Source organism: uncultured Bacillus sp. (assembly GCF_958411575.1).
GTDB classification, from domain to species: domain Bacteria; phylum Bacillota; class Bacilli; order Bacillales; family Bacillaceae; genus Bacillus; species Bacillus spizizenii.
On record NZ_CATYRA010000013.1, the window covers coordinates 1 to 20,544 of the forward strand.

17 protein-coding genes are annotated in these 20,544 nt (G+C 49.6%); 3 read left to right on the forward strand and 14 right to left on the reverse strand.

The window, feature by feature from the left end; genetic code table 11:
• The 3 genes from Q5C82_RS17865 to hmoA form a co-directional block, all read left to right on the forward strand.
• On the forward strand, positions 1–380 hold a 380-nt coding region (locus Q5C82_RS17865), incomplete at its 5' end, for a hypothetical protein (protein ID WP_302268184.1).
• A 94-nt stretch (positions 381–474) separates the two neighbouring features.
• Complete coding sequence (locus Q5C82_RS17870) at positions 475–837, forward strand: VOC family protein (RefSeq protein ID WP_003219543.1); 363 nt, start codon at positions 475–477, stop codon at positions 835–837.
• A 99-nt stretch (positions 838–936) separates the two neighbouring features.
• A complete protein-coding gene (gene hmoA, locus Q5C82_RS17875) occupies positions 937–1,260 on the forward strand; it encodes a heme-degrading oxygenase HmoA (protein ID WP_003219541.1) in 324 nt (107 codons plus the stop codon).
• Positions 1,261–1,296: 36 nt separating this feature from the next.
• On the opposite strand, the gene Q5C82_RS17880 is transcribed toward hmoA, so the two are convergent.
• The 14 genes from Q5C82_RS17880 to Q5C82_RS17945 all read right to left on the reverse strand — a co-directional run bounded on the left by Q5C82_RS17880 (position 1,297) and on the right by Q5C82_RS17945 (position 20,540).
• Positions 1,297–1,992: a DUF421 domain-containing protein gene (locus tag Q5C82_RS17880; protein ID WP_003219539.1), complete on the reverse strand. Its 696-nt coding sequence runs from the start codon at positions 1,990–1,992 to the stop codon at positions 1,297–1,299.
• 75 nt (positions 1,993–2,067) lie between these two features.
• Positions 2,068–3,411: an alpha-galacturonidase LplD gene (gene lplD / locus Q5C82_RS17885; protein WP_003219537.1), complete on the reverse strand. Its 1,344-nt coding sequence runs from the start codon at positions 3,409–3,411 to the stop codon at positions 2,068–2,070.
• An 8-nt stretch (positions 3,412–3,419) separates the two neighbouring features.
• On the reverse strand, positions 3,420–4,307 hold the full coding sequence (locus Q5C82_RS17890; protein ID WP_003219535.1) for a carbohydrate ABC transporter permease: 888 nt from the start codon (positions 4,305–4,307) through the stop codon (positions 3,420–3,422).
• Between the two features lie 13 nt (positions 4,308–4,320).
• Positions 4,321–5,277, reverse strand: a complete 957-nt coding sequence (locus Q5C82_RS17895) for a sugar ABC transporter permease (RefSeq protein WP_003219533.1) — start codon at positions 5,275–5,277, stop codon at positions 4,321–4,323.
• 54 nt (positions 5,278–5,331) lie between these two features.
• Positions 5,332–6,840: an extracellular solute-binding protein gene (locus Q5C82_RS17900; protein WP_032727356.1), complete on the reverse strand. Its 1,509-nt coding sequence runs from the start codon at positions 6,838–6,840 to the stop codon at positions 5,332–5,334.
• A gap of 122 nt (positions 6,841–6,962) precedes the next feature.
• Positions 6,963–9,536 (reverse strand): hypothetical protein, encoded by a 2,574-nt coding sequence (locus Q5C82_RS17905; protein WP_013307934.1) that lies wholly within the window; start codon positions 9,534–9,536, stop codon positions 6,963–6,965.
• A gap of 44 nt (positions 9,537–9,580) precedes the next feature.
• Positions 9,581–11,575 (reverse strand): beta-galactosidase, encoded by a 1,995-nt coding sequence (locus Q5C82_RS17910; RefSeq protein ID WP_003219529.1) that lies wholly within the window; start codon positions 11,573–11,575, stop codon positions 9,581–9,583.
• A 5-nt stretch (positions 11,576–11,580) separates the two neighbouring features.
• A complete protein-coding gene (locus Q5C82_RS17915) occupies positions 11,581–12,234 on the reverse strand; it encodes a rhamnogalacturonan acetylesterase (protein WP_003219526.1) in 654 nt (217 codons plus the stop codon).
• Positions 12,235–12,396: 162 nt separating this feature from the next.
• The gene (gene rhgX / locus Q5C82_RS17920) at positions 12,397–14,235 is read right to left on the reverse strand and encodes a rhamnogalacturonan exolyase (RefSeq protein WP_045590040.1); all 1,839 of its coding nucleotides are present in this window, start codon (positions 14,233–14,235) and stop codon (positions 12,397–12,399) included.
• Positions 14,236–14,281: 46 nt separating this feature from the next.
• Positions 14,282–16,144 (reverse strand): rhamnogalacturonan lyase, encoded by a 1,863-nt coding sequence (gene rhgW, locus Q5C82_RS17925; protein WP_079996301.1) that lies wholly within the window; start codon positions 16,142–16,144, stop codon positions 14,282–14,284.
• Positions 16,145–16,264: 120 nt separating this feature from the next.
• Positions 16,265–16,891: a YesL family protein gene (locus Q5C82_RS17930; protein WP_003219519.1), complete on the reverse strand. Its 627-nt coding sequence runs from the start codon at positions 16,889–16,891 to the stop codon at positions 16,265–16,267.
• A complete protein-coding gene (locus tag Q5C82_RS17935; protein WP_003219517.1) occupies positions 16,888–17,550 on the reverse strand; it encodes a YesU family protein in 663 nt (220 codons plus the stop codon). Before Q5C82_RS17935 ends, Q5C82_RS17930 begins: the two co-directional genes overlap by 4 nt.
• Positions 17,543–18,241 carry a rhamnogalacturonan acetylesterase gene (rhgT, locus tag Q5C82_RS17940; protein ID WP_079996300.1) on the reverse strand — a complete coding sequence of 233 codons (699 nt, stop codon included), beginning with the start codon at positions 18,239–18,241 and terminating at the stop codon, positions 17,543–17,545. The genes Q5C82_RS17935 and rhgT overlap by 8 nt, the downstream gene beginning before the upstream one ends.
• 13 nt (positions 18,242–18,254) lie before the next feature.
• A complete protein-coding gene (locus Q5C82_RS17945) occupies positions 18,255–20,540 on the reverse strand; it encodes a helix-turn-helix domain-containing protein (protein WP_003219514.1) in 2,286 nt (761 codons plus the stop codon).
• Between the last annotated feature and the right edge of the window lie 4 nt (positions 20,541–20,544).

Consider the following 20,544-nt stretch of genomic DNA (forward strand, 5'->3'; position numbering starts at 1 on the left):
TCGGCGGCGGCTCCGGCCCTGGTATTGGCGGCGGCGCTGTGCCTGGCTTCGGCGGCGGCTCCGGCCCTGGTATTGGCGGCGGCGCTGTGCCTGGCTTCGGCGGTGCGCCGCAGGGACCCCCGCCTTCAAAAAAGCCGGCGAAACCGAAAAAGCCGCAGAGCCCTCAGGGAGTTGCTTATTTAGTTGAACCCGTTGCCATTCAGCCTTGCCTTTTTCGCTTTACCTATGTTTGGTTAACCAACGGCAGCTCATTTTGGTTCTACCCGATCATTCTAGGCAGAAGATCCGTCGGAGGCTTTTACTGGGATTCTTCACGGCGCCGCTGGGTTTATTTCGCCTTAGACACAAATCTGATAGATGTCGTGAGCTGCTCATATTAATCGAAAATCAGCCGGTTTTTCCGGCTGATTTTTCATGTTACTTCGGCCGTGAACAGGTTATAGTATAATTATCTTTCAAATTGGAGGTTTCCCTATGATCAAACAAATTGGCACTGTTGCTGTATATGTTGAAGACCAGCAGAAAGCGAAGCAATTTTGGGCGGAGAAGGTTGGCTTTGATATTGCGGCGGACCACCCGATGGGACCTGATGCAAGCTGGCTGGAGGTTGCGCCAAAAGGAGCCCAGACCCGTTTAGTCATTTACCCAAAAGCCATGATGAAAGGCTCTGAACAAATGAAAGCTTCTATCGTGTTTGAATGTGAAGACATCTTTGGTACATACGAGAAAATGAAAGCAAACGGTGTAGAATTTCTCGGCGAGCCCAATCAAATGGAGTGGGGCACCTTCGTACAATTTAAGGACGAAGACAGCAATGTATTTTTATTGAAAGAATAACAATGGACGGTGGCTCTATTCCGCCGTGCGCTTCCTTTGACATTGAGAATCAATTTCATTTACAATCATTCATATATGAGAATGATTGGAGAGAGACAAATGTTTGTTCAGTTGAGAAAAATGACGGTAAAAGAAGGCCATTCAGATCAAGTTATAGAACGTTTCAGCGCTGAGGGAATCATTGAAAAACAAGAAGGTTTAATTGATGTGACAGTGCTTGAGAAAAACGTCCGCCGCGGTGATGAGGAAGTCGTTGTCATGATTCGCTGGGAATCCGAGGATCACTGGAAGCAATGGGAAAAAAGCGATGCACATATCGCCGGCCATAAAGCGAACAAAAGCAAACCAAAGCCTGACTATCTGATCAGCACTGAAGTGAGCATGTATCATGTAAGAGCTGTTAAACAAGGGACTCATCAATAACGAAAAAGAGCTTGGGCTATGCCGCAAGCTCTTTTTTCATGAGGACCTGCTTTCTTCAAATGTGATGGCATACAGCGGTTTATTAGGATGCCATTCAGCAAATAATACATCCTCAGTCTTTTCAATTCCCTGCTTTTTCAGCGTTTGCTTCAGCCACTGTTCGTCTACCCCTGCTTCTTGCAGGTTGTCATACACAATCTCCCCATCAAGAATTAACGTGGTGGGCAAAGACACATTTTGCTGCGGAAGATTCATATCTTTTCTCGTCGGATTGCCAAAATCTGATTTCTGAAGAACGCTGACCATCCCGTTTGTTTCTAATATGGCATATTCCACTTCCTGTATGGAAAAGCAGCCTGCCTGCCTTAAAAGGCTTTGCAGCTGATTAATGTCGAGCTTGTTTTTCTTTAGCATTTCATATTTGAGCTTTCCATTATGGATGACGATATTCGGTTCGCCTTCCAGAAACTTTCTGGTTCCTTTAAGTTTTTGTGTAATCAATTCAATCAAATAAATAAGCAAGCCCCATAGGAGTGATGCATAAATAATTTCTTTTATCTTGATTTCATGATCATAGACGGCGTTTCCAACCAGTTCTCCTAAAATTAAAGCAGAAATAAAGTCAAACGGGGTGAGTTGAGAGAATTGGGTTTTCCCAAGAAACTTCAAAATGACAAATAAAATAAAGAGACCGCAAACTAATTCTATTGCTACATTCAGATAATCTCCCACGTTGATAGCACCTACTTCTTAAGAGCTACTACCATTATGGTCAACTTCACGTTTTCTAAACGGTCACTGCTCCTATTATAATATCGGCTGGTGCTTTAAGAGCATGTCGTCAAAAAGCTGCTCCGCATCACGTCGGTCGAGCGTGACAAGCGGGTCATTGAGAAACGCTTGAAAAGCGAGACCGCGGTCCTTTGTTAACCCCGCTTCCACCACTGCCTCCTGATTGGATACGTGTCGTGCCGCCAGCATTTTCACACCCTTCGGCAACGCTCCAGAGAAAATCGGCTGTACGCTGTTGCGGGTAACCAAGGCGTTCGTTTCGACAATCGCTTGTAAAGGAAGACTGGAAACCTGGCCTTGATTCGGCACATTTACATTCGTGACGAGTTCACCCAATCCGAGGAGAGCCGCTATGATGTTCACGCCTTCTTCTCCCGAGGCTTTCCCGGCAACGCCCCGTTTTTGCGCGATTAATTGTTCTGTTTCTTTTCGTTTCTCGTCTCTGTCTTGTTTTCTGAATGATACAGGTGTGAGGTGAAATTTCCAAACCTCAGGCTGTTTGAGGTAAGGGCCGGGAAGAAACTCTGCCAGATGCCTGTCACCCGCAGCGGGGATGGCGCTATACATTTCAAATAAATCAAACGCAACACGGTGTGCCGAACGAAAGACACTGTCCCTCCAGCTTTCCCCCTCTAGCTCATATCCTGATTCTCCATAATGCGAGCTGAATTCATGGAATATAGGCAGCAGGTCAATATGGCGGTAAGAGGCTTCCGTAACCCATGTGAAATGGTTAATGCCGAGTACATTGACACGGATATCTTCGCGCCGGAGCACCTCTACTCCGAGCCTTTCTGTGACCATTTCCGCCAGTAGTTTTTGCGTGCCGAATACTTCGTGGCAGCAGCCAATCGCTTTGATGCCCGGAAACACTTTATACAGCACTCTTGTACAGACAGACATCGGGTTTGTATAATTGATCACCCATGATTCAGGTGCGTAGTCTCTTATTGCCCGGGCAATGTCTGCAAACATCGGAACGGCCCGCAAGCTTCTGATGATCCCGCCCGGCCCGACAGTATCACCCACAGACTGATAAATGCCGCAGCGCTCAGGGAAGTGGACATCGATTTCCATATCCTCCAGTGAACCCGGCAAAATGGAAATAATGACGATATCCGCGCCCGATAACGCCTTTTTCAAAGTAGAAACCGCTTCGTACCTCCATCTGCCGTCTCCGCTGTGATTGCCGATCACTTCATTTTTCTGAGCGGCTTCAAAATCAAGATCATAGAGCGCCACCGTGCCTGACATCCGTTCATCAATCGACAGATCACTCATCAGGCTTCTGGCCCAGCCTTGAGACCCCCCGCCGATATAGGCGATTTTAATTTGATCTAACGTACTGATATGAAACACTCCCTTTCTCAGCCTTTCACCGAACCGATCAGCATTCCTTTTGCAAAGTGTTTTTGCAGGAATGGATAGACCGCCAAAATAGGCAGCGTCGCAATGACAATGACGGCGAGTTTTATTCCCTGCTCCGGCGGAACGGTATTTTGCATCGTATCGCCATTGGTTGCCGTTAAATCCGATAAGATTGTAACTTGGCGGAGCACCATTTGCAGCGGCCATTTTGCACTGTCATTGATATATAAGAGAGCGTGGAAGAAATCATTCCAAATCCCGACCGCATAAAACAGCGCAAAAGTCGCAATAACCGGCTTTGACAGCGGCAGGGCGATCCGCCAGAAAACGCCGATTTCGGAACAGCCGTCAATCTTTGCCGATTCCTCCAGCTCGCGCGGCAGCTGCTGAAAGAAGTTTTTGATAATAATAAGGTTGAACGGATTAATCGCCATCGGCAGAATCAATGCCCAATACGTATCCAAAAGGCCAAGTGATTTTACGACAAGGTATGTCGGGATCATCCCGCCGGAAAATAGCATAGAGAAGATCACCAGGTTCAACAGCAGATTCCGCCCCTTCACATGCCGCTTCGCCAGCGGATACGCCATCGTAAAGGTGAAAAACAGCTGCACAGCCGTCCCGACCACGGTAATGAAGATGGATACGCCCATGCTTCGGATGAACGTCGGTGTTGAAAACACATACTTGTAAGCATCGAGTGTAAAGGTTTTCGGGAATATAAAGAAGCTGCGCTGGGCAAGTTCAGCTTCTGTCGCAAAGGAACCTGCGATAATATACAAAAACGGCAAAATGGTAATTGCACCGACACCGCCGAGAAATAGAATGTTGCAGACGTCAAACACCCGTCCGGCTTTTGTGTTGTGCATCGTGTGAATGTCAGCCATACCTCTCCCTCCTCTAAAACAATCCTTCCTGATCAAACTTTTTCGCAATGTAATTGGCGCCGAAAATCAAGATAATCCCGACAACCGATTTAAACAAACCGACCGCCGTGCTGTAGCTGTACGCGCCTTGGGTAATCCCCATCATGTATACATACGTGTCAAAAATGTCAGCCACGCTGCGGTTGAGCGAGTTCGTCATCAAATACACCTGTTCAAAGCCGAGATTCAAAAAGCTGCCGATTCTTAAAATTAACAAAACGATAATGGTGCTCCTGATTGCTGGCAGTGTAATATGCCACATTCTCCTGAAGCGGCCCGCTCCGTCCATGATAGCAGCTTCATACTGCTCCTGATCAACCGTCGCCAACGCGGCCAGAAATAAAATCGTTCCCCAGCCTGTCTCCTTCCAGATACTTTGCATCACAATCATCGGCCGGAACCAGTCCGCGTCCGATAAGAAAGAAATCTGCTCACCTGTCAGGTTCATAATGAATTTGTTGATCACACCTGTATCGACAGTAAAGAAAACAAAGGTGATGCTGACCACGATTGTCCATGAAACAAAATGGGGCACGTAAATAAAGGTTTGGATGCATCTTTTATACACGGCCTTTCTCACCTCATTCAAAAGCAAAGCCAAAATGAGAGGCGCCGGAAAGGCAAATAAAAGATCCAGGCTCGCGAGCATGAGGGTGTTGCGCAGAAGCCGGAAAAAATCCGGATTCATAAAAAAGTCTTTGAAATAATCAAAGCCGACCCATTCGCTTTTCCAGAAGCCGAGATATGGCGAATAGTCTTTAAAAGCGATCAGCACGCCCCACATCGGCAAGTATTTGAAAATCAAAAAATAAAGCAGACCGGGAATAAGAAGAAGATAAAGCCATTTGTCCCGCTTGAGCGCAGCCATCCAGCTGGTGCCTTTTCCAGCAGTGAGAACAGGTGAATCTCCCTTCTTTGGCACTGTTTCCATATCTGTTCTCCTTTCGTGGTACCAGTGCGCCTGCCGAACGGCAGGCGCACCGGTTTATTTTGACGATTGATGCAATTTGTTCAAGTCCTTCATCAGGTCATTGCCGCCGCTTTTTTTCCAAAGCTCCACCGCATCCTCGAACCCTTTTTCGTCAATTTCTCCAATGATAAATTGTGTTCTCGCGTCGAGAATGATGTTGTCAAGCTGGGCTCCTTTTTGGGTATAGACATCAGATACAAGCGACTCAGCCGGGTTAAAGACGGCTATTTTTTCTCCTTCAGTTATGATGTCCTTGCGATGCTGGAAGAGCTTTGTTTTCTGGTCTTCGATGTAATACTCGCTTTTCGGAATCGACATGCTGAACTGCGCCAAACCTTCATGCTCATACAGGAGAGACTTGTTGTTTTTTTCAAGCGAGGTGAATACCCCATCCTTGAGCTCGTAATTGCGGCCCTCCACTCCGTTGTTCGTGAGAATCTGTGCTTCCTTATCATTCATCTTATCGAGGAAGGACAGCACCTCTTTCAGCTCTTTTTCGGTTTTGACACTTGATTTTGGTATCGCGATCATGCCTGAATAACCGGATGTCGGGAAGGTGCGCTTGCCATTCGGCCCCTCAAGCGAGCCGACGATATCAATCACATCCTTTTTCGACTTATCCGCCTCCTCCATCGCGCTTTGGATTTGAGACGCTCTGGAGCCTGTATCAACGATGACACCCGCTTTTCCTTTCACAACCGGATCATTCCACTTCGCTGAATCCATGACCGCAAAGTCCTTATTGATCAAGCCCTCATCATACAGCTTTTTAAAAAACTTGAGCGCATCCATGTATTCCTTCGTTGTAAAATCAGGAATCAGCTTTCCGTTTTCAACGCCGTAGCGGTTCGGAGCGCCGAACCAGATTTGCAGAACATCCCACGGGCTTCCGTTGCCGAGCCCCATCCATTTCGGCACGACCATGCCGTACGTATCATCCTTGCCGTTTCCGTCAGGATCTTTTTCCTTAAAGGCTTTCAGCACTTCATAGAAATCATCAATCGTTTCCGGCATATCCAGACCGACGTTTTTAAGCCAGTCGGTTCTGATGATCATACACGCTCTGATCAGGTCCCTCGTTCTGTAGATTCCGTACACCTCGCCGTTCACCGAGCTGTTCTTCAAAATCTTTTCATCTGCCTGGCTTAAATTCTTGTAGTCTTTTAAATAAGGAGACAGCTCCCAAAATGCCCCTGCTTTGACAGACTTGATAAAGCCCGCTGATTTATCTTTAATCACAATCGCATGAGGCATCTCTCCGGAAGCCATGACGATGTTGAATTTGTCGTTGTAGGATGAATCAGGCACCCATGTGACTTTAATCTCTTTGCCTGTGTATTTTTCGAGCGCTTTTAACGAAGGGCTCTTTTCACTCGGGCTTTCCGGCGATAAGAGCGGCGCCATAATTTTAATCGTGTCTTTCGAACCGCCTGCTGAACTGGATGTTTCCGAATTGCTGCATCCGGTGATCATCATGGCAGCGAGCGGCAATGCCAGCCATTTTTTTCGCATTCTATTTTTCATGATGCGTAAGTCCCCCTTTTTTTCATTTTGCATTTCCCCTTTGCCCCTCCCAATATAAAGCGCTTACATAATTTCTTGCAATCTTCATTTTTTGCATCATTTCTCCTATGAAATTCCGGCTGTTATCCTTTCTTGCCGGATGTATCTTTTTTTGCCGGAAGGGAATCCCCGATCAGTTCCAGCGCTGCTATGACGTTCAAACACCATTGAGAGACGGTGTTCGTTGTGACCCATGGGAGCTCCTCCAGCTGCGTCCATGTCTCAATGCGCTCTGGTTTGATCGGAAGCGGCGTATGGCTCAGCTTATCATCGAGCAAAAGATTCCACGCTTTGGCGGCGAGCTTCTGATCTTGTTTTTTTCTTGCGGCGTAGGCGGTCATGGCAGCGGCGAACATCGGCCAGTGAAAATGCCTGTCATGAAGCGCGCCTCCGCTTTTTTTCCGTTTTTCTTCATCACTGAGTGTGTAAAATTCGCCGAATTCACTCAGCATTTCCTCCCATTCCCGGTCATCAAGAAGCTCAGCCAGCTCCATCCACACTTGCGGCGCGCCGAAGGCAATGATCATATGATATCCGCCCGCTATGCCGTCTCCCATGTGATGAAGCCTCGAGGTCGCCGGATCATATTCAAATGTCGGGCCAGATAATAAGCGGAGCGGGAGCCGCTTCAGACAGCTAATGCCCGTTTCGATTTTTCTGAGATATTCCGGATTTTCGGTTCGCTCCCATTCAGCCAGCCAGTTCGAGCAAAATGCCGCCCAGTCCGGTCCCGTTCTGGCGTGGGTCGGGTGCTTGCCTTTCTCGTAAAAAGCACGCATCGGATCGGTTTTGACGAGGGCGTAATCGGCGTCCTTTACTTCTGTCAAAAGATCTCCCGTCCGCTCATCTCCCGTCAGATAGTAATAGAATTTATAAAGCCCGGCCATGCTGATCCTCGCTTCCTTGCATCCGCATCCCCAGTGAACAACATTATGCCGTGAGCCAAGCCCTGCATATTCCCCGAGGTGAAAGCTGTCCGTTTCGCTCGTGTGGCGGGTCATGGCTTCAGCCATGCGGAAGATATCCTCTCTGCCAGAGCGGAAAAACGCCTGCCACAACCATAAGGTCGGAACGAGCTCATTATTTTGCCATGCATACCCGCCGAGATCATACCGCCACATATGCCGGATCGGGTCATACGTATGCATGACATCGCCATAATGCCAAAACCCGTACCACCTGCGCTGCTCTACTTCCTTTTTGTAAAATAGAAATGCGGCGTCGAGCTGTTCTTCCAGCTCTTTTTTGAGCGGATGAGATGTGTCAATGACACTCCAAACCCCGAGCGCCTTTGATTCGTAATAGACGTCCGGCTCACATACAAGCAGCGGCGGCGCCTGCCATTTATCAGCGAGCGTATGAAGGACATCATCAGATGGCATATGCGAAAAGCACGACAGGCTGATTTCATTTGTGTTGGCAATGCCGGTCGGATCAGCGCGCATTTCATCAAATCCTTCATATGCGCTGGCCACGTGGGTGTTTCCTGTATAATGCCGCAAATCCATCACCTCTCCATCCGGAGGCCAAAACCAGACGGTCATTTTTGGATGGCTGCCGGCAAGGCCTGTGATTTCCAGGGCTGACGGATATTTCTCAAAAAAGTACCGCAGACCGAGGGCTATGCCGCCATTTTCGCCGCCCGCATAGCAAAGCCCCTTCGCCCGGCTGCCATGCAGCATGCCTACCCACGCATAATCTTTTCCGGTCCGTTTTGACAGGCTGTAATGATCGCTGGAATCCTGCACGAGCTTGACATCATTCCAAACCGCGTTCTGTGTGCCATGCGCAAACCATTCCTTGTGCTCTTCACTTGGAAACAGCGTTTCACCATTAATTTGTTTTTGATAAAGCGGATACCGTTCATTGAATTTACGTGTGCCAAACAGCTGGACTGGTTCTTTGTACATCCCTTTCTCTCCCGCAAAACGGAAATGGCGATTGTACGGCTCCCCTTCCAAAAAAAGGTCGAACACTATGCCAAGTCCCCTAATGAATTCTTGTTTACCGTTCCTGTCAATTAGCTGCGTATGTACGATGCCGATTTCAGACAGCCCGGTATAAAACGTCAATCTGGCCACAAACGGCAGCCATTCCTCATTTGTTTTTTGGAGGATATGCACGCCCTCTATTTTGATCACTGCTTTGACAGGGCCGCTCTTCTCAATCGCCGCACGTTTGATGAGGCTGACAGACGTTTCACGAAAAAGAACCGTTTCCGCCGCCGTCTCTTTTCTCGTTTCTCTTATGGCAACGAGCCTCCCGCCTGCGGCGATCGGCTTTCCATTGATCTGCAATGATTGAATGAAATCGGAGCCTGTTTTATGGATGGCACAGACGAGTGTTCCTGTATTCACTTGGATGTCATGCTCTGACTCATTGATACGGAGCACTTCTGTTGGCTGCGGGGATTCTCCTTTTTGCACTGCAAAGCTTTGGTGTTCCTGTCCTCCGAACACCGCTGCGTGCTTCGTCCACTTGATGCTCCCGTCCGGCCAATAGGCCGACGGTTCGCTTTGCACATATTGCCTTTCCGCGTTTTCATTCACAAGCGACAGACGGTTACCTTTTTTCAATTCCCCTTTTTTCCATGGCACGCCCCACGTCACACCGCATGTCATCTTTGGCTTTTCTGATAACCATTTCATCTTTTTCATCAGTTCTCCCCCTCCATAGAAAAAAGCTGATTCGATGCAAAGAATCAGCTGTGATTATCAAACTGAATCACACGGTATTCATGCGGTCCGACTGCCAGCCTTCCCGCTTTCGCTGAACGGTTCGTCAACAGATCCATACCTGCTTCCGGCAGTGTCACGCTCCCGCCTTTTCCATCCATATTGACGATGATCCACACAAGGCCGTTATCGCCTTTGCGCGGGGCAACGATCGTGCCGGGTGTCACATCCGACCGGACGGAAATGGCTGCTTCAGCAGCGTAATGCCTGACGAGCGCTTCCAGCATCGCATTCCCTTCTTTCCCCGATGGAAGCGAGCCAAGCATAATGATTTTTCCCTTGCCGTGCTTCTGTTCTGTCAGAAAGGCATGGCCTGCTCCCGGTCCTGACTCAACCGTGCCTAGGGTGTTTCCATTCTCTGTATCAAACACCGCGCTCCACATCCCGAGAGGCGCTGTGATGCCAAACGCTTTTCCTGTATTTACGTTCTCGTTCATTGGAAAGGTAAACCGCGTTTTGATCCCGGCTGTTTTCTCAAGTTCGCCAAGCCCGCAATCGGTATGAATCGTATGCTCGCTTGAGCGTCCCCCTGCAAGAGGCCCAACAATCCAAATGCCGCCAGCTTTAGCAAATGCCGAAGCTTTTTTGATAAAATCAGAAGACAGATACGGCACAAATGGCGTAAACAGCAAGCGATAGCCGTCCAGCGGAACGCCTTCTGGAATGAGGTCACGGTGAATCCCCGTGTTAAGAATACGCTCATAAAAATAGGTCACAAGCGAACGGTGCTGGAGTCCCCGGTGAGGCTCTGTTTTGATAAATGCTTTTGCTCTGTCGGAATAAGTCATCGCCGCCTCGGCTTGAACGGGCACAGTCGATAAAATCACCTGTTCGACTTCCTTTCTTGCCCGCTCGACTGCCATCACGTTCTGATAGCCCACGGTCGGCTCGCCCCAGGCACTGAGAACCGAACCGTGTGAAATCTCGCTGCCCGAACGCTGCTGGCGCCACAGCCAATAGCAAAAACCCTCGCTTCCTAAGGCGTAGGAAGATACGGCTTCGGCCTGTAAATACCCGTCGGCATGCGGAAAAGCGGAGCTTTCGAGCGAGGCAGCATACGACGGACTCGTTTCCAAAATCCAAAACGGGCGCCCTTGTTTCAAGTTCCTCCACAAATCACAGTTTAATAAAAATGCAGAGGCGTTTTCCTGCGAAGCGTACGTATCATAGGAGGCAAAATCGAGATTCCGAAACATCCGCTCATTGTCCACGCTGAACATGACGGAGCTGTTATGCGTGATCGGCGCATCCGAATAGCAGCGGATCATTTTGGCCTGTTCATCTGCAAATGAAGCGATCATCTCCATCGAAAACAGCTGATACATTGTGCTTAGAGAGGCGTGATGCAGAAACGGTGCCGGCCCCGGCTGCGGCACCTGCTCAAACGTCTGGTAGGTTTCGCTCCACACATCCGTTCCCCATGCCTCGTTTAACCGCTCAATCACGCCATAGCGGTTTCTGAGCCAGTCATGCCACAAGTGCAAGCACGTCTCACACATGCATTCAGCCACATGGCATTTAAACTCATTGTCAAGCTGCCAGCCGATGAGTCCCGGGAGCTGGCCAAGCTCCTTGGCGATGCTTGTGGTAATGATGGCGGCTTTTTTTCGGAAATACGGGTTGTTCGTACAAGCATGCTGACGGGAGCCATGCCCCATGACCTCTCTTTTTTCGTTTACATGCATACGCTCCGGCCGGCCGTGCGACAGCCAAATCGGCGGTGTAGGCGTCGGCGTGCACATGATCGTTTCGATGCCGTTATCATACAGACGGGTGATGATCTCTTTGAAAAAACTGACGTCAATTTTTCCTTCTTCCGGTTCCATGACAGACCAGGCAAATTCACCGATCCGCACAACATTCACGCCAACTTCACGCATGATGTCAATGTCCTGCTGAATCGTCTCTTCATCCCATAATTCGGGATAATAACAAGCGCCGTGATACAGTTTTCTCCTCACATTTTTCACCCTTCTTTGATGATCGATTCTGTCAATGGCAGGCCGAGTTCCTTTATGCCTTTTGCCACAAGTTTCGCCATTTCATTTGCGCCTTTTTTTGTAAAGTGCGTGTAATCGTTAATTCCTTCTGACACCATAAAATAGGTGTACACTTTTTCCTCGCCCTTCTCGGTAAAGAAAGCAAGACTTTTCTCCATCAGATCAATGAGCTGGACATTCTCCTCAGCAGCCGTCTGCTTCATGGCAATGCAATAGTCAGGAAAGTCGTTCAAAAACATGTCATTTTCATAATGAAAGCGTGCTACAGGGGTAATGAGAAGCGGATGGGCGCCTTTTTCCCGCGCGCCTGCGATATACTGCTTTAAATATTGTTTATAGGTGGTATAGGGCTCGGTGTAGCGCTCCGGCTTATTTTTCGACGCGTCATTATGGCCCATCTGCACAAACAGCCAGTCATCCGGCTCAATCACATCAAGAATCGCCTGAAGCCTGCCCTCTTCCACAAATGTTTTCGAGCTTCTTCCCCCGATTGCTCTGTTAATCACTTGAATATGCTCCGGCAGATGCGAGCCGAGAAACTGCCCCCACCCCCCTTGATTTGTGCTGTCTCCATACGTTTGAACAGTTGAATCGCCAGCAAGATAAATGTGATTTGCCATTTCTCATTCCCCCTCGTTTTTTTCGTTTCATATGGCATCAATCATGGACAGCTCTTCCCTTGAAAAAACCGGTGATTTCAGCGCCTGAACATTAGTCGTCCTGGCTTTGATAAGTCATCTTGTCGTACTGTTCAGCCTTTGCTTCTTATCCCTTAGTTCCTCCTATAGCGGCGCCTCCGCTTTGCTGCCCGCTATGTACAGGGCGGGCTTCGGTGGTTTTTTCATTCCCGTTCCGAGATAAAAGCCCGTGTGCGGCGGCTGGTTGTAGGCGGTATTCTGCCAGGCGATGCCGAGCCTGTAAACCGGATCGTGCATAAGCGTGTAAAAGCGATGGCGGGTGAGATGTGTCGTTGTATAGATGCGGAGTGCGCTGCTGTCTTCCGTTCTCCATATCACTTCTTCCCGCCAGTCTCCGAACAGGTTGGCCTGAAGAACAGGATTTCCTTTTGTGCCGTTGTTGGACAGCACGCCGTCCGGCTGAAAAATCGTCTTCAGACAGCGGTTTTCAGCATCCCACTTTTCAATCTTCGGCCTGCCGACCGTTCCGTCCCAGTCATGATCAAGCAGCTCCCTGACCAAGTCGCCGTCCCACCAGATGGCGAAATTGGCTGAGGCGGGCGCTTTGTCACTGATCTTTTCTCCTTTACTGGTAAAAAGGCCGTATGACATTCCGTCATTGCCAGGCGGATCAATTCCCCAGACGAGCGATCCTTTGTAATTTGGGTCGATATGAGCCGCCATGCCCCTGCCGACGTCAGTTCCGGCATGAACGCCCCATAAAATCTCGCCGGTTCCGGCATCACGCAGCGACAGTCCGTATGGCTTCGAGGCATCCTCATGCACCTGAAACACTTCAAGCCCTTTGCGGGACGGATCCAGATCCCCTACATGCATCGCGTCTCCGTGTCCGAGCCCCGTTGTGTACAAGCCTGTACCGTCATGATCAACCGCCATGGCGCCGTAAATGATTTCATCCTTCCCGTCTCCGTCAACATCTGCCACGCTCAAGCTGTGGTTGCCCTGCCCAGCATACGCTTCATGGCCCGGCTGATTGGAATCAAATATCCAGCGTTTTTTGAGCCTTCCGTTTCTGAAATCGTATGCCACGAGTACAGCTCTCGTATAGTAGCCGCGCGCCATCACGAGGCTCGGCCGCTCCCCATCCAAATACGCGATCCCGGCGAGAAAACGGTCCATGCGGTTTCCGTAGCCATCTCCCCAATCTTCCAGCTTTCCGCGGGGCGGTTCATATTCCACGGTCGTGAGCGCTTCACCGGTTTCTCCTTTAAACACAGTCAAATATTCCGGACCGGACAGGATTCTGCCCTGTTCGTTCCTATAATCGGCATGCTCATCGCCGATGATGTGTCCTTTCCCGTCTGTTGTGCCGTCAGCGGTTTTCATGGCGATTTCTGCTTTTCCGTCACCGTCCAAGTCATAGACCATAAACTGGGTATAATGCGCGCCTGCTCTGATGTTTTTGCCGAGGTTGATGCGCCACAAAAAGGTGCCGTCCAGTTTATAGGCATCTATGAGAACCTCCCCGGTGTATCCGTCATGGGCGTTGTCTTTTGCATTGGACGGGTCCCACTTCAGAATGATTTCATATTCTCCATCTCCATCCACATCCCCGACACTGGCATCATTGGCGCTGTACGTGTACGGCTTTCCGTCCGGCGTGATACCGCCTTCCGGTTTGTTAAGCGGCACCTCTAGGACATTTTCCCGCCAGACGGGAGCTTCTTTGGACAGCTTTTCTTTCCGTCCTTTATTGACGGCCGCCACCTGGTAAACAGAGTCCGCCGTTCCGTTTTGATCGAGAAAATTGGTGCTGTCCGCGATCGGCATGCGGGTGATCCGCGCTCCATCCCGATAAAGGTGAAAAGCCGTCGTCTCATGATCCGTTCCGAGAAAACGCCAGCTGACAAACACGCCCTGCTCCGTCTTAACCGCAATTAAGCCTCTGGTCAAGTACTCCATCTGCCTCTTTTTTGGTTTCATTTTAATGGGAACGGGCTGCACGCAGCCCGTTCCTTCCCCCCTTCTATTAAGGCGTATACATATTCGGTTTTGGCAGTTCCGCCATGCCGTCTCCTAAAAAGAAGCTCGTGTGCGGCGGCTGGTTATACGCGACATTTTGCCAGGCGATGCCAAGCCGGTACACAGGATCGTGCATCAGCGTGTACAGCCTGTACTCAGTCGGAATGGTTGTCGTGTAAATCCGGAGCGCACTGCTGTCCTCCGTTCTCCACACGACTTCCTCGCGCCAGTCCCCAAGCAGATCAGCCTGAAGCGCCGGTGTTGCTTTTGTGCCGTTGTTGGAGGCCACGCCTGATGCAGTCAGCATATTTTTCGATACGCCGTTTTGATAATCCCACTTATCGATTCGGTTGCTGTCCAGCTGTTCCCGCAGCAAGTCGCCGTCCCACCAGATGCCAAAGTTGGTCGATGACGGAACACTGCTTCCGATTTTGACCCCTTTCGCTGTGTAGAGAGAACCGTTTGCCCACACTTCCTGTCCCGGATAACGCGGGTCAATATCAGCAGCCATCCCCCGGCCTACATCCTTGCCGGCATGAACGCCCCAAAGGATTTTTCCGGTTGCCGCATCACGGAAGGATAAGCCGTATTTTGCATTTTTGTCCTCATGAACTTGAAACACCTCAAGACCCGGCCGGCTCGGGTCAAGATCCCCGGTATGGAGGGCATCCCCGTGGCCTAAGCCAGTTGAGTACATGCCTTTTCCGTCATGATCAACAGCCATTGAGCCAAAAATAATCTCATCTTTTCCGTCACCGTCAACATCCGCGATGCTCAGGCTGTGATTCCCCTGTCCGGCAAACGCCTCATTTCCAGACTTCGAAGAATCGAACGTCCAAAGCTTTGACAGCTTTCCGTTTCTGAAGTTATAGGCGACAAGCGCGGTTTTGGCATAATACCCTCTGGTCATGATCAGGCTCGGCCGCTGTCCGTCGAGGTAGGCAATGCCAGCGAGAAAACGATCAACCCGGTTGCCGTAGCTGTCTCCCCAATCTGACACATTGCCGCGGGCCGGTTCAAAATTTGTTGTGACAAGCTCTTTTCCGGTAGCACCTTGAAACACAGTAAGGTATTCGGGTCCTGAAAGCACACGCCCCTGTTCATTTCTGTAATCAGCATTGGCATTTCCAATCACTTTGCCTGTGCCGTCTTTTGTCCCGTCTGCCGTTTTCATTGCCACTTCCGCTTTTCCGTCACCATCAAGGTCATACACCATAAATTGGGTGTAGTGCGCTCCCGCTCTGATGTTTTTGCCGAGATTGATCCGCCATAATTTCGTTCCGTCCAGTTTATAGGCGTCAATCAGCACGTCACCCGTATAGCCATCCTGTGAGTTGTCCTTTGAATTAGACGGGTCCCATTTCAGGATCAGCTCGTATTGCCCGTCACCATCCACATCGCCAACACTTGCGTCATTGGCGCTGTAGGTGTAAGCTTCACCCTTTGGCGTCGTGCCGCCAGCCGGTTTATCCAGCGGGACGGAATGATACGGCTGCGCCCATACGGAGGCTTTTTCAGAAGCCGCTTGTTCAGTACCGTTTACGACAGCTCGAACCGTATACGTTGAGCCCGCCGATCCGTTTTTATCCACATAGTTCGTGGTTTTGACAGGTGCAGCATTCAGCTTTTGCCCGTCTCTGTACACATTGAACGAAACAGATGCGTTTTCAGTGCCAAGAAACCGCCAGCTGACAAAAATGCCGCCGTCCGTCTTGACCGCCACAAGCCCCCGGTTCAGTGCTTCCATCTGCCGCGCTGCTCCTTCAGCTTTCATAGGAAATACAGAGGCTCCCATCACCAACAAGACAAGCAACGTAACAGCGGTAAACATGCGTTTCCTTCGTTTAATCATCAGACAGCTCCTTCTCATTTTTCTGTAAGCGCTTACTTAAATTGGATTTTATGCGCTGTGTGAGCTGTCTTCAATTACACTTTTTTGCATCTGCCTTTTTCGGACACTGTACTTTTTTGCATGATTGTCATTTTTTTGTTAACCTGCTTGGTGGTGCTGAGCCTCCGTCTTTTGAAATCCTCTGAGAGCAAAAAACATCATCACTAGCCCAAATAAACACGGGCCGTAAAATGGGATCAATCCCGGCAGCGTATACAGCAAGTAAAGGACAAATCCGCACCCGATCAGCATACAGCCGGTCGTCAGCGGCCGCATGGCGCCAAACAGCAGCGCTTGCGGAATATATTTTCGCAGCGGGAGCTGGTAATGCACATAAAGGGGAAACACATACATCAGCGCGATGATATACAATACCCCCGCAAACAGCGTGCAGCTGGTTACAGCAAAGGACAGCCAATCCGTACTGGCTGAAAAATAATGATAATTCGCGGACAATATGAGCAAAAGCGCCGCAAACGCCAATCCAATCGCATTGACCTTGAGAAATTCTTTTTTGTAGGTATCGAGAAATAACGGAAACACCGGGATATCCTTTTGCCCCATCAGCCATTTCCGTATGACGGCACACATCGCGGCAGTGCTCGGCGCCCATCCGAAAAGAACGCCGCCCAAAAGCGTAAACAACAGCCACAGCCCATTGAGCCACGCAATTTTCACCACCGCTTCACAGCCTGCATAAAGCGCATCCGTTACCGTCGTCTTCATCTTCTCACCGCTTGATGTACAGCAAAATCTCGATAAGCGGCTTTCATGGGCGCCATCTGCCGGAACCCGATTTTCCCTTTTGTTAATACAGGCCCGTATGTGCTGCCGTCGTCCATCCATTCAAGAATGGGCAAATCATTGATTGAAAAGTGCACATAGCCTTTGTCTTTAATGAGCTTCATATGATACGGGGAATCAGCGTCGTCTGGAGATGGCAGCGGATCGGCTCCCATCGCGGCAAGGTGGAAACCGCGGCTTTTTCTTAAATTGCAGGTGCGGAACGCTCTTTCCTCCGCGTATTTTCTGCGGAAATACGACAGATGGAGCGCATTGATGTCCCCCGAATGATACTCAGGGTATTTTCCCGTTCTTTTCTTGAGACTTGGATCAAACAAATCTTCGCCTCCAATCCCCGCAGCGGAAAAAAACAGCATACACAGCCCAGGCTGCTCAATCGGGAAGAAGTCCCACGTCACAATGATGCCGTCCGGAAACGTTTCCGGGCACCAATAGACAAAGTGTGCTTCGTCCTGAACATGCGACAGATGCAAGCGGTGATCGTCAAATGAGATCTGTCCGCCCCCCTCCATCCGCCAGTCCTTCACATCGCTTGCTGACCGGAGCGGATTGCGGTACAGGCACGTGCCTTCCTTATACATATTCTTTTCCCTCCCGGCTCACAAGATGGTCCTTCAGCGGAAGGCCGAGTTCTTCAATGCCTTCTGCCACAAGCTTCGCAACCTCCATTGCCCCTTCTTCTGAAAAATGCGTATTGTCCTCAATACCGTCCGGATAATTCGGATGTTCATTCGGCTGAAACCAAACGAACAATCTTTTCGATTCCTCCGGTCCGTATGCTTCATAGAGCTCCTTTGTTTTTGCCTGCAGATCAATCACAGGCACATCAAGCTCCTTCGCCAGTGCTTTCATCGCATCAGGGTACTCGCCGAGTGTATGCTCGATCCGTCCGTTTTCATCAAAGCGGCGGCGCTGCACCGATGTGACGAATACAGGATGCGCTCCTTTTTCGCGTGCCGTATCTGCAAACAGGGTGAGAAATTGCTGAAATGTAGAGTACGGCTTCGTCCCCCGCGGTTTCTGGTCATTATGGCCGAATTGAATAAACAAATAATCGCCCTGTCTGATGCGCTCGGCAATCGCTTGGAGCCTTCCTTCTTCCACAAAAGAATTGGTGCTCGCCCCTCCTTTGGCGTGATTGTGCACCTTCACATCTTCAGAAAACAATTGCCCGAATACCTGCCCCCACCCGGCCATCGGCGCTTCATGAGGCGGGCAATCACTCACGGTGGAATCCCCCGCTAAAAACACTTGAATCACTTTCTCCATCACATGTTCTCTCCTTTCACGGCGTTTCCTGATACATTTGCCTGAAGACACCCGGCGGCATGCCCACCTGTTTTTTAAAAATCCGATTAAAGTAATTGTGGCGGTAGCCGACTTCTTCTGACACGTCATGAATTTTTTTATTCGTATTCACTAAAAGCTCTTTCGCTTTTTCGATTCTGATTTGGGTCACATAATCTATAAAATTAATGCCGGTCACTTGCTTAAATGCCTTGCTTAACGTATATGAATTCATGCCGAGCGCATCGGCACAGCTTTCCAGCGAAATATCCGCCATATACTGTTCGTGAATCATGGCGATGACACGATCCGCCACCTGTTTTTGCTGTCTGTTTTTTCTGCCCTCAAGCTTGGAAAGGTAAGGCGTCACCACAGCATCCATCAGCCAAGCTGTCGCTTCAATAGGTTCGCATAATTCTGAAATTTCAAGAAGCAGAGCCCGATGCTGAAATAGTTCACTCGGATTGAGTCCGGAATGCAAAATATCCTCCTGAATGCGGGAAAACAGCTGAATCAGGGCGGCGTGCACATGCCTGTCTATGGCCGCCTTTTCCGCCAGGTCCTCCATGCATGCACGTATCAATTCCTCGGCCTCCTGTTTTCTTTCCAACCGGATGGCTTGAACAATTTGTTTTTCCAGTTCAAAAGGATAATAAGGGGCGGAGTGCTCTCCCTGAGGGAAGTCGGCCTGCAAATCAATCACCTGATGCCGGTTTGCAAACTGCCTGCGGGATTTGCCGCTTTTTACATCCTGAAATAAAGCAGGGATCTCCGTAACACGCTCTTTCTTCCTGCTCATCGTTCCGGTCAGGCTTAATCCGGTAACATCGTCAAATTGGCGTGCCAGCTCCGTTACATACGCCTTCAGATCAGAGCTGTTTGTTTTCATCACAAGCAAGGTGACGGAAAGCCGGCCGATATCAAGAATGGAGGGCTGAAAACAGTGTTTTGCTGCAAGCTCCTCGGCCAGATTGGTCAGCGTAAATATAGCAAGCTGTTCATCACCGGCTCGGAAGATGCTTTTTTCACAGCGGAGGCCTGTTACCTGGAGATCAAGCACCTGAAACACATTTTCTCCGATACTCCATCCAGCCTCCTCCATCCGCGATCTGAGACTTGCCTCGTTGTCATAGTAAAAATCGCCCTGCAAGAGGTGCTGTAAGAAACTCTTTTTCATATGGGGTGTCTGCCGCAGGAGTTGCTCTTGAAGCTTTCGGCTTTCAAGGGATAGATCATTCCATCGCTTTTCAATCCACTTGAATTCATCCTGCCCGGACGCCTGCCATGTTTTCTTCTCTCCACAGGTAAATAAGCCAAGCAAATGCTGTATGGGACGGTAGATTTTTTTTGATGCATACCACGTCATGCACACCGCCAAGCAGATGCAAATGACAAGCATCACGATAATCACTTTCGATAAAAACACCATCGGCGCTGTAATGGCAGAAAGAGGCGCCGCTGACACAAAGGTCCACTGCTGATGCATACGGTTCATGTCTCCAAAGGAGACGGAATACACCTTGCCGTCCCATTCCATCTGAAAATGGCCTTTCCCTTCCGGCTGTTTTTTTACCTCTTTAAGTAAAGTCTTTTCAAAATCTATTTCTCCCTCGTGAAAAAGCACCTCCTGATTTTGATCCAGAAGCAGCGCACTGCCATCAGGATAAGGGGACAAGCTTTGCAGGATCGACTCCATTTCTTTCGGATCAACCGCCAGCATGATCGCGCCGAACGGTTTCTCTGCTGCACCCGGAATAAGCTGGATCAGCATCGCTTGATTTCCGGATCGGTTCCAATAAATACTGTTGTCTGCGGCAAGCAGCGAGCGATACTTGCGAAGCGCCTCCTGTTCTGTCAAAGCGCTGTATTCGGGGTTCAGCACAAGAGGCCGGGGGCTGTTCAGAAAGATGGAAGCCTGCTCGATCAGCGGCTGCTGGTCCCGTAAAAGAAACAGTTTTTTCGTTAATTGATAGGAGAACGTAAAGTCTTTCTCCAAATCCCTCTCGGCCAATCCGTTCATCAGCGAAGAATCATATGCCATCTGGGTGAGAGTCAGCTCCAGCACTCCCAGCTTCTCATCCATTCGGCTGACTTCACGCGCCACCTGTGTTTCATGCGATCTTTGCAGCTCTTTCTCTACCTTGTCGATCGAAAGAAAGTAGACAGCGCCGCCAGTCAGCAATCCGGGAATACAGGCAATCAGCAAAATGAAGACAAAGTTTCTTTTGAAATACGTTCCCTTCCAGCGTGAAACCCGTTCCTTCTGTTGAGGCTGTTTTTTCATCCCT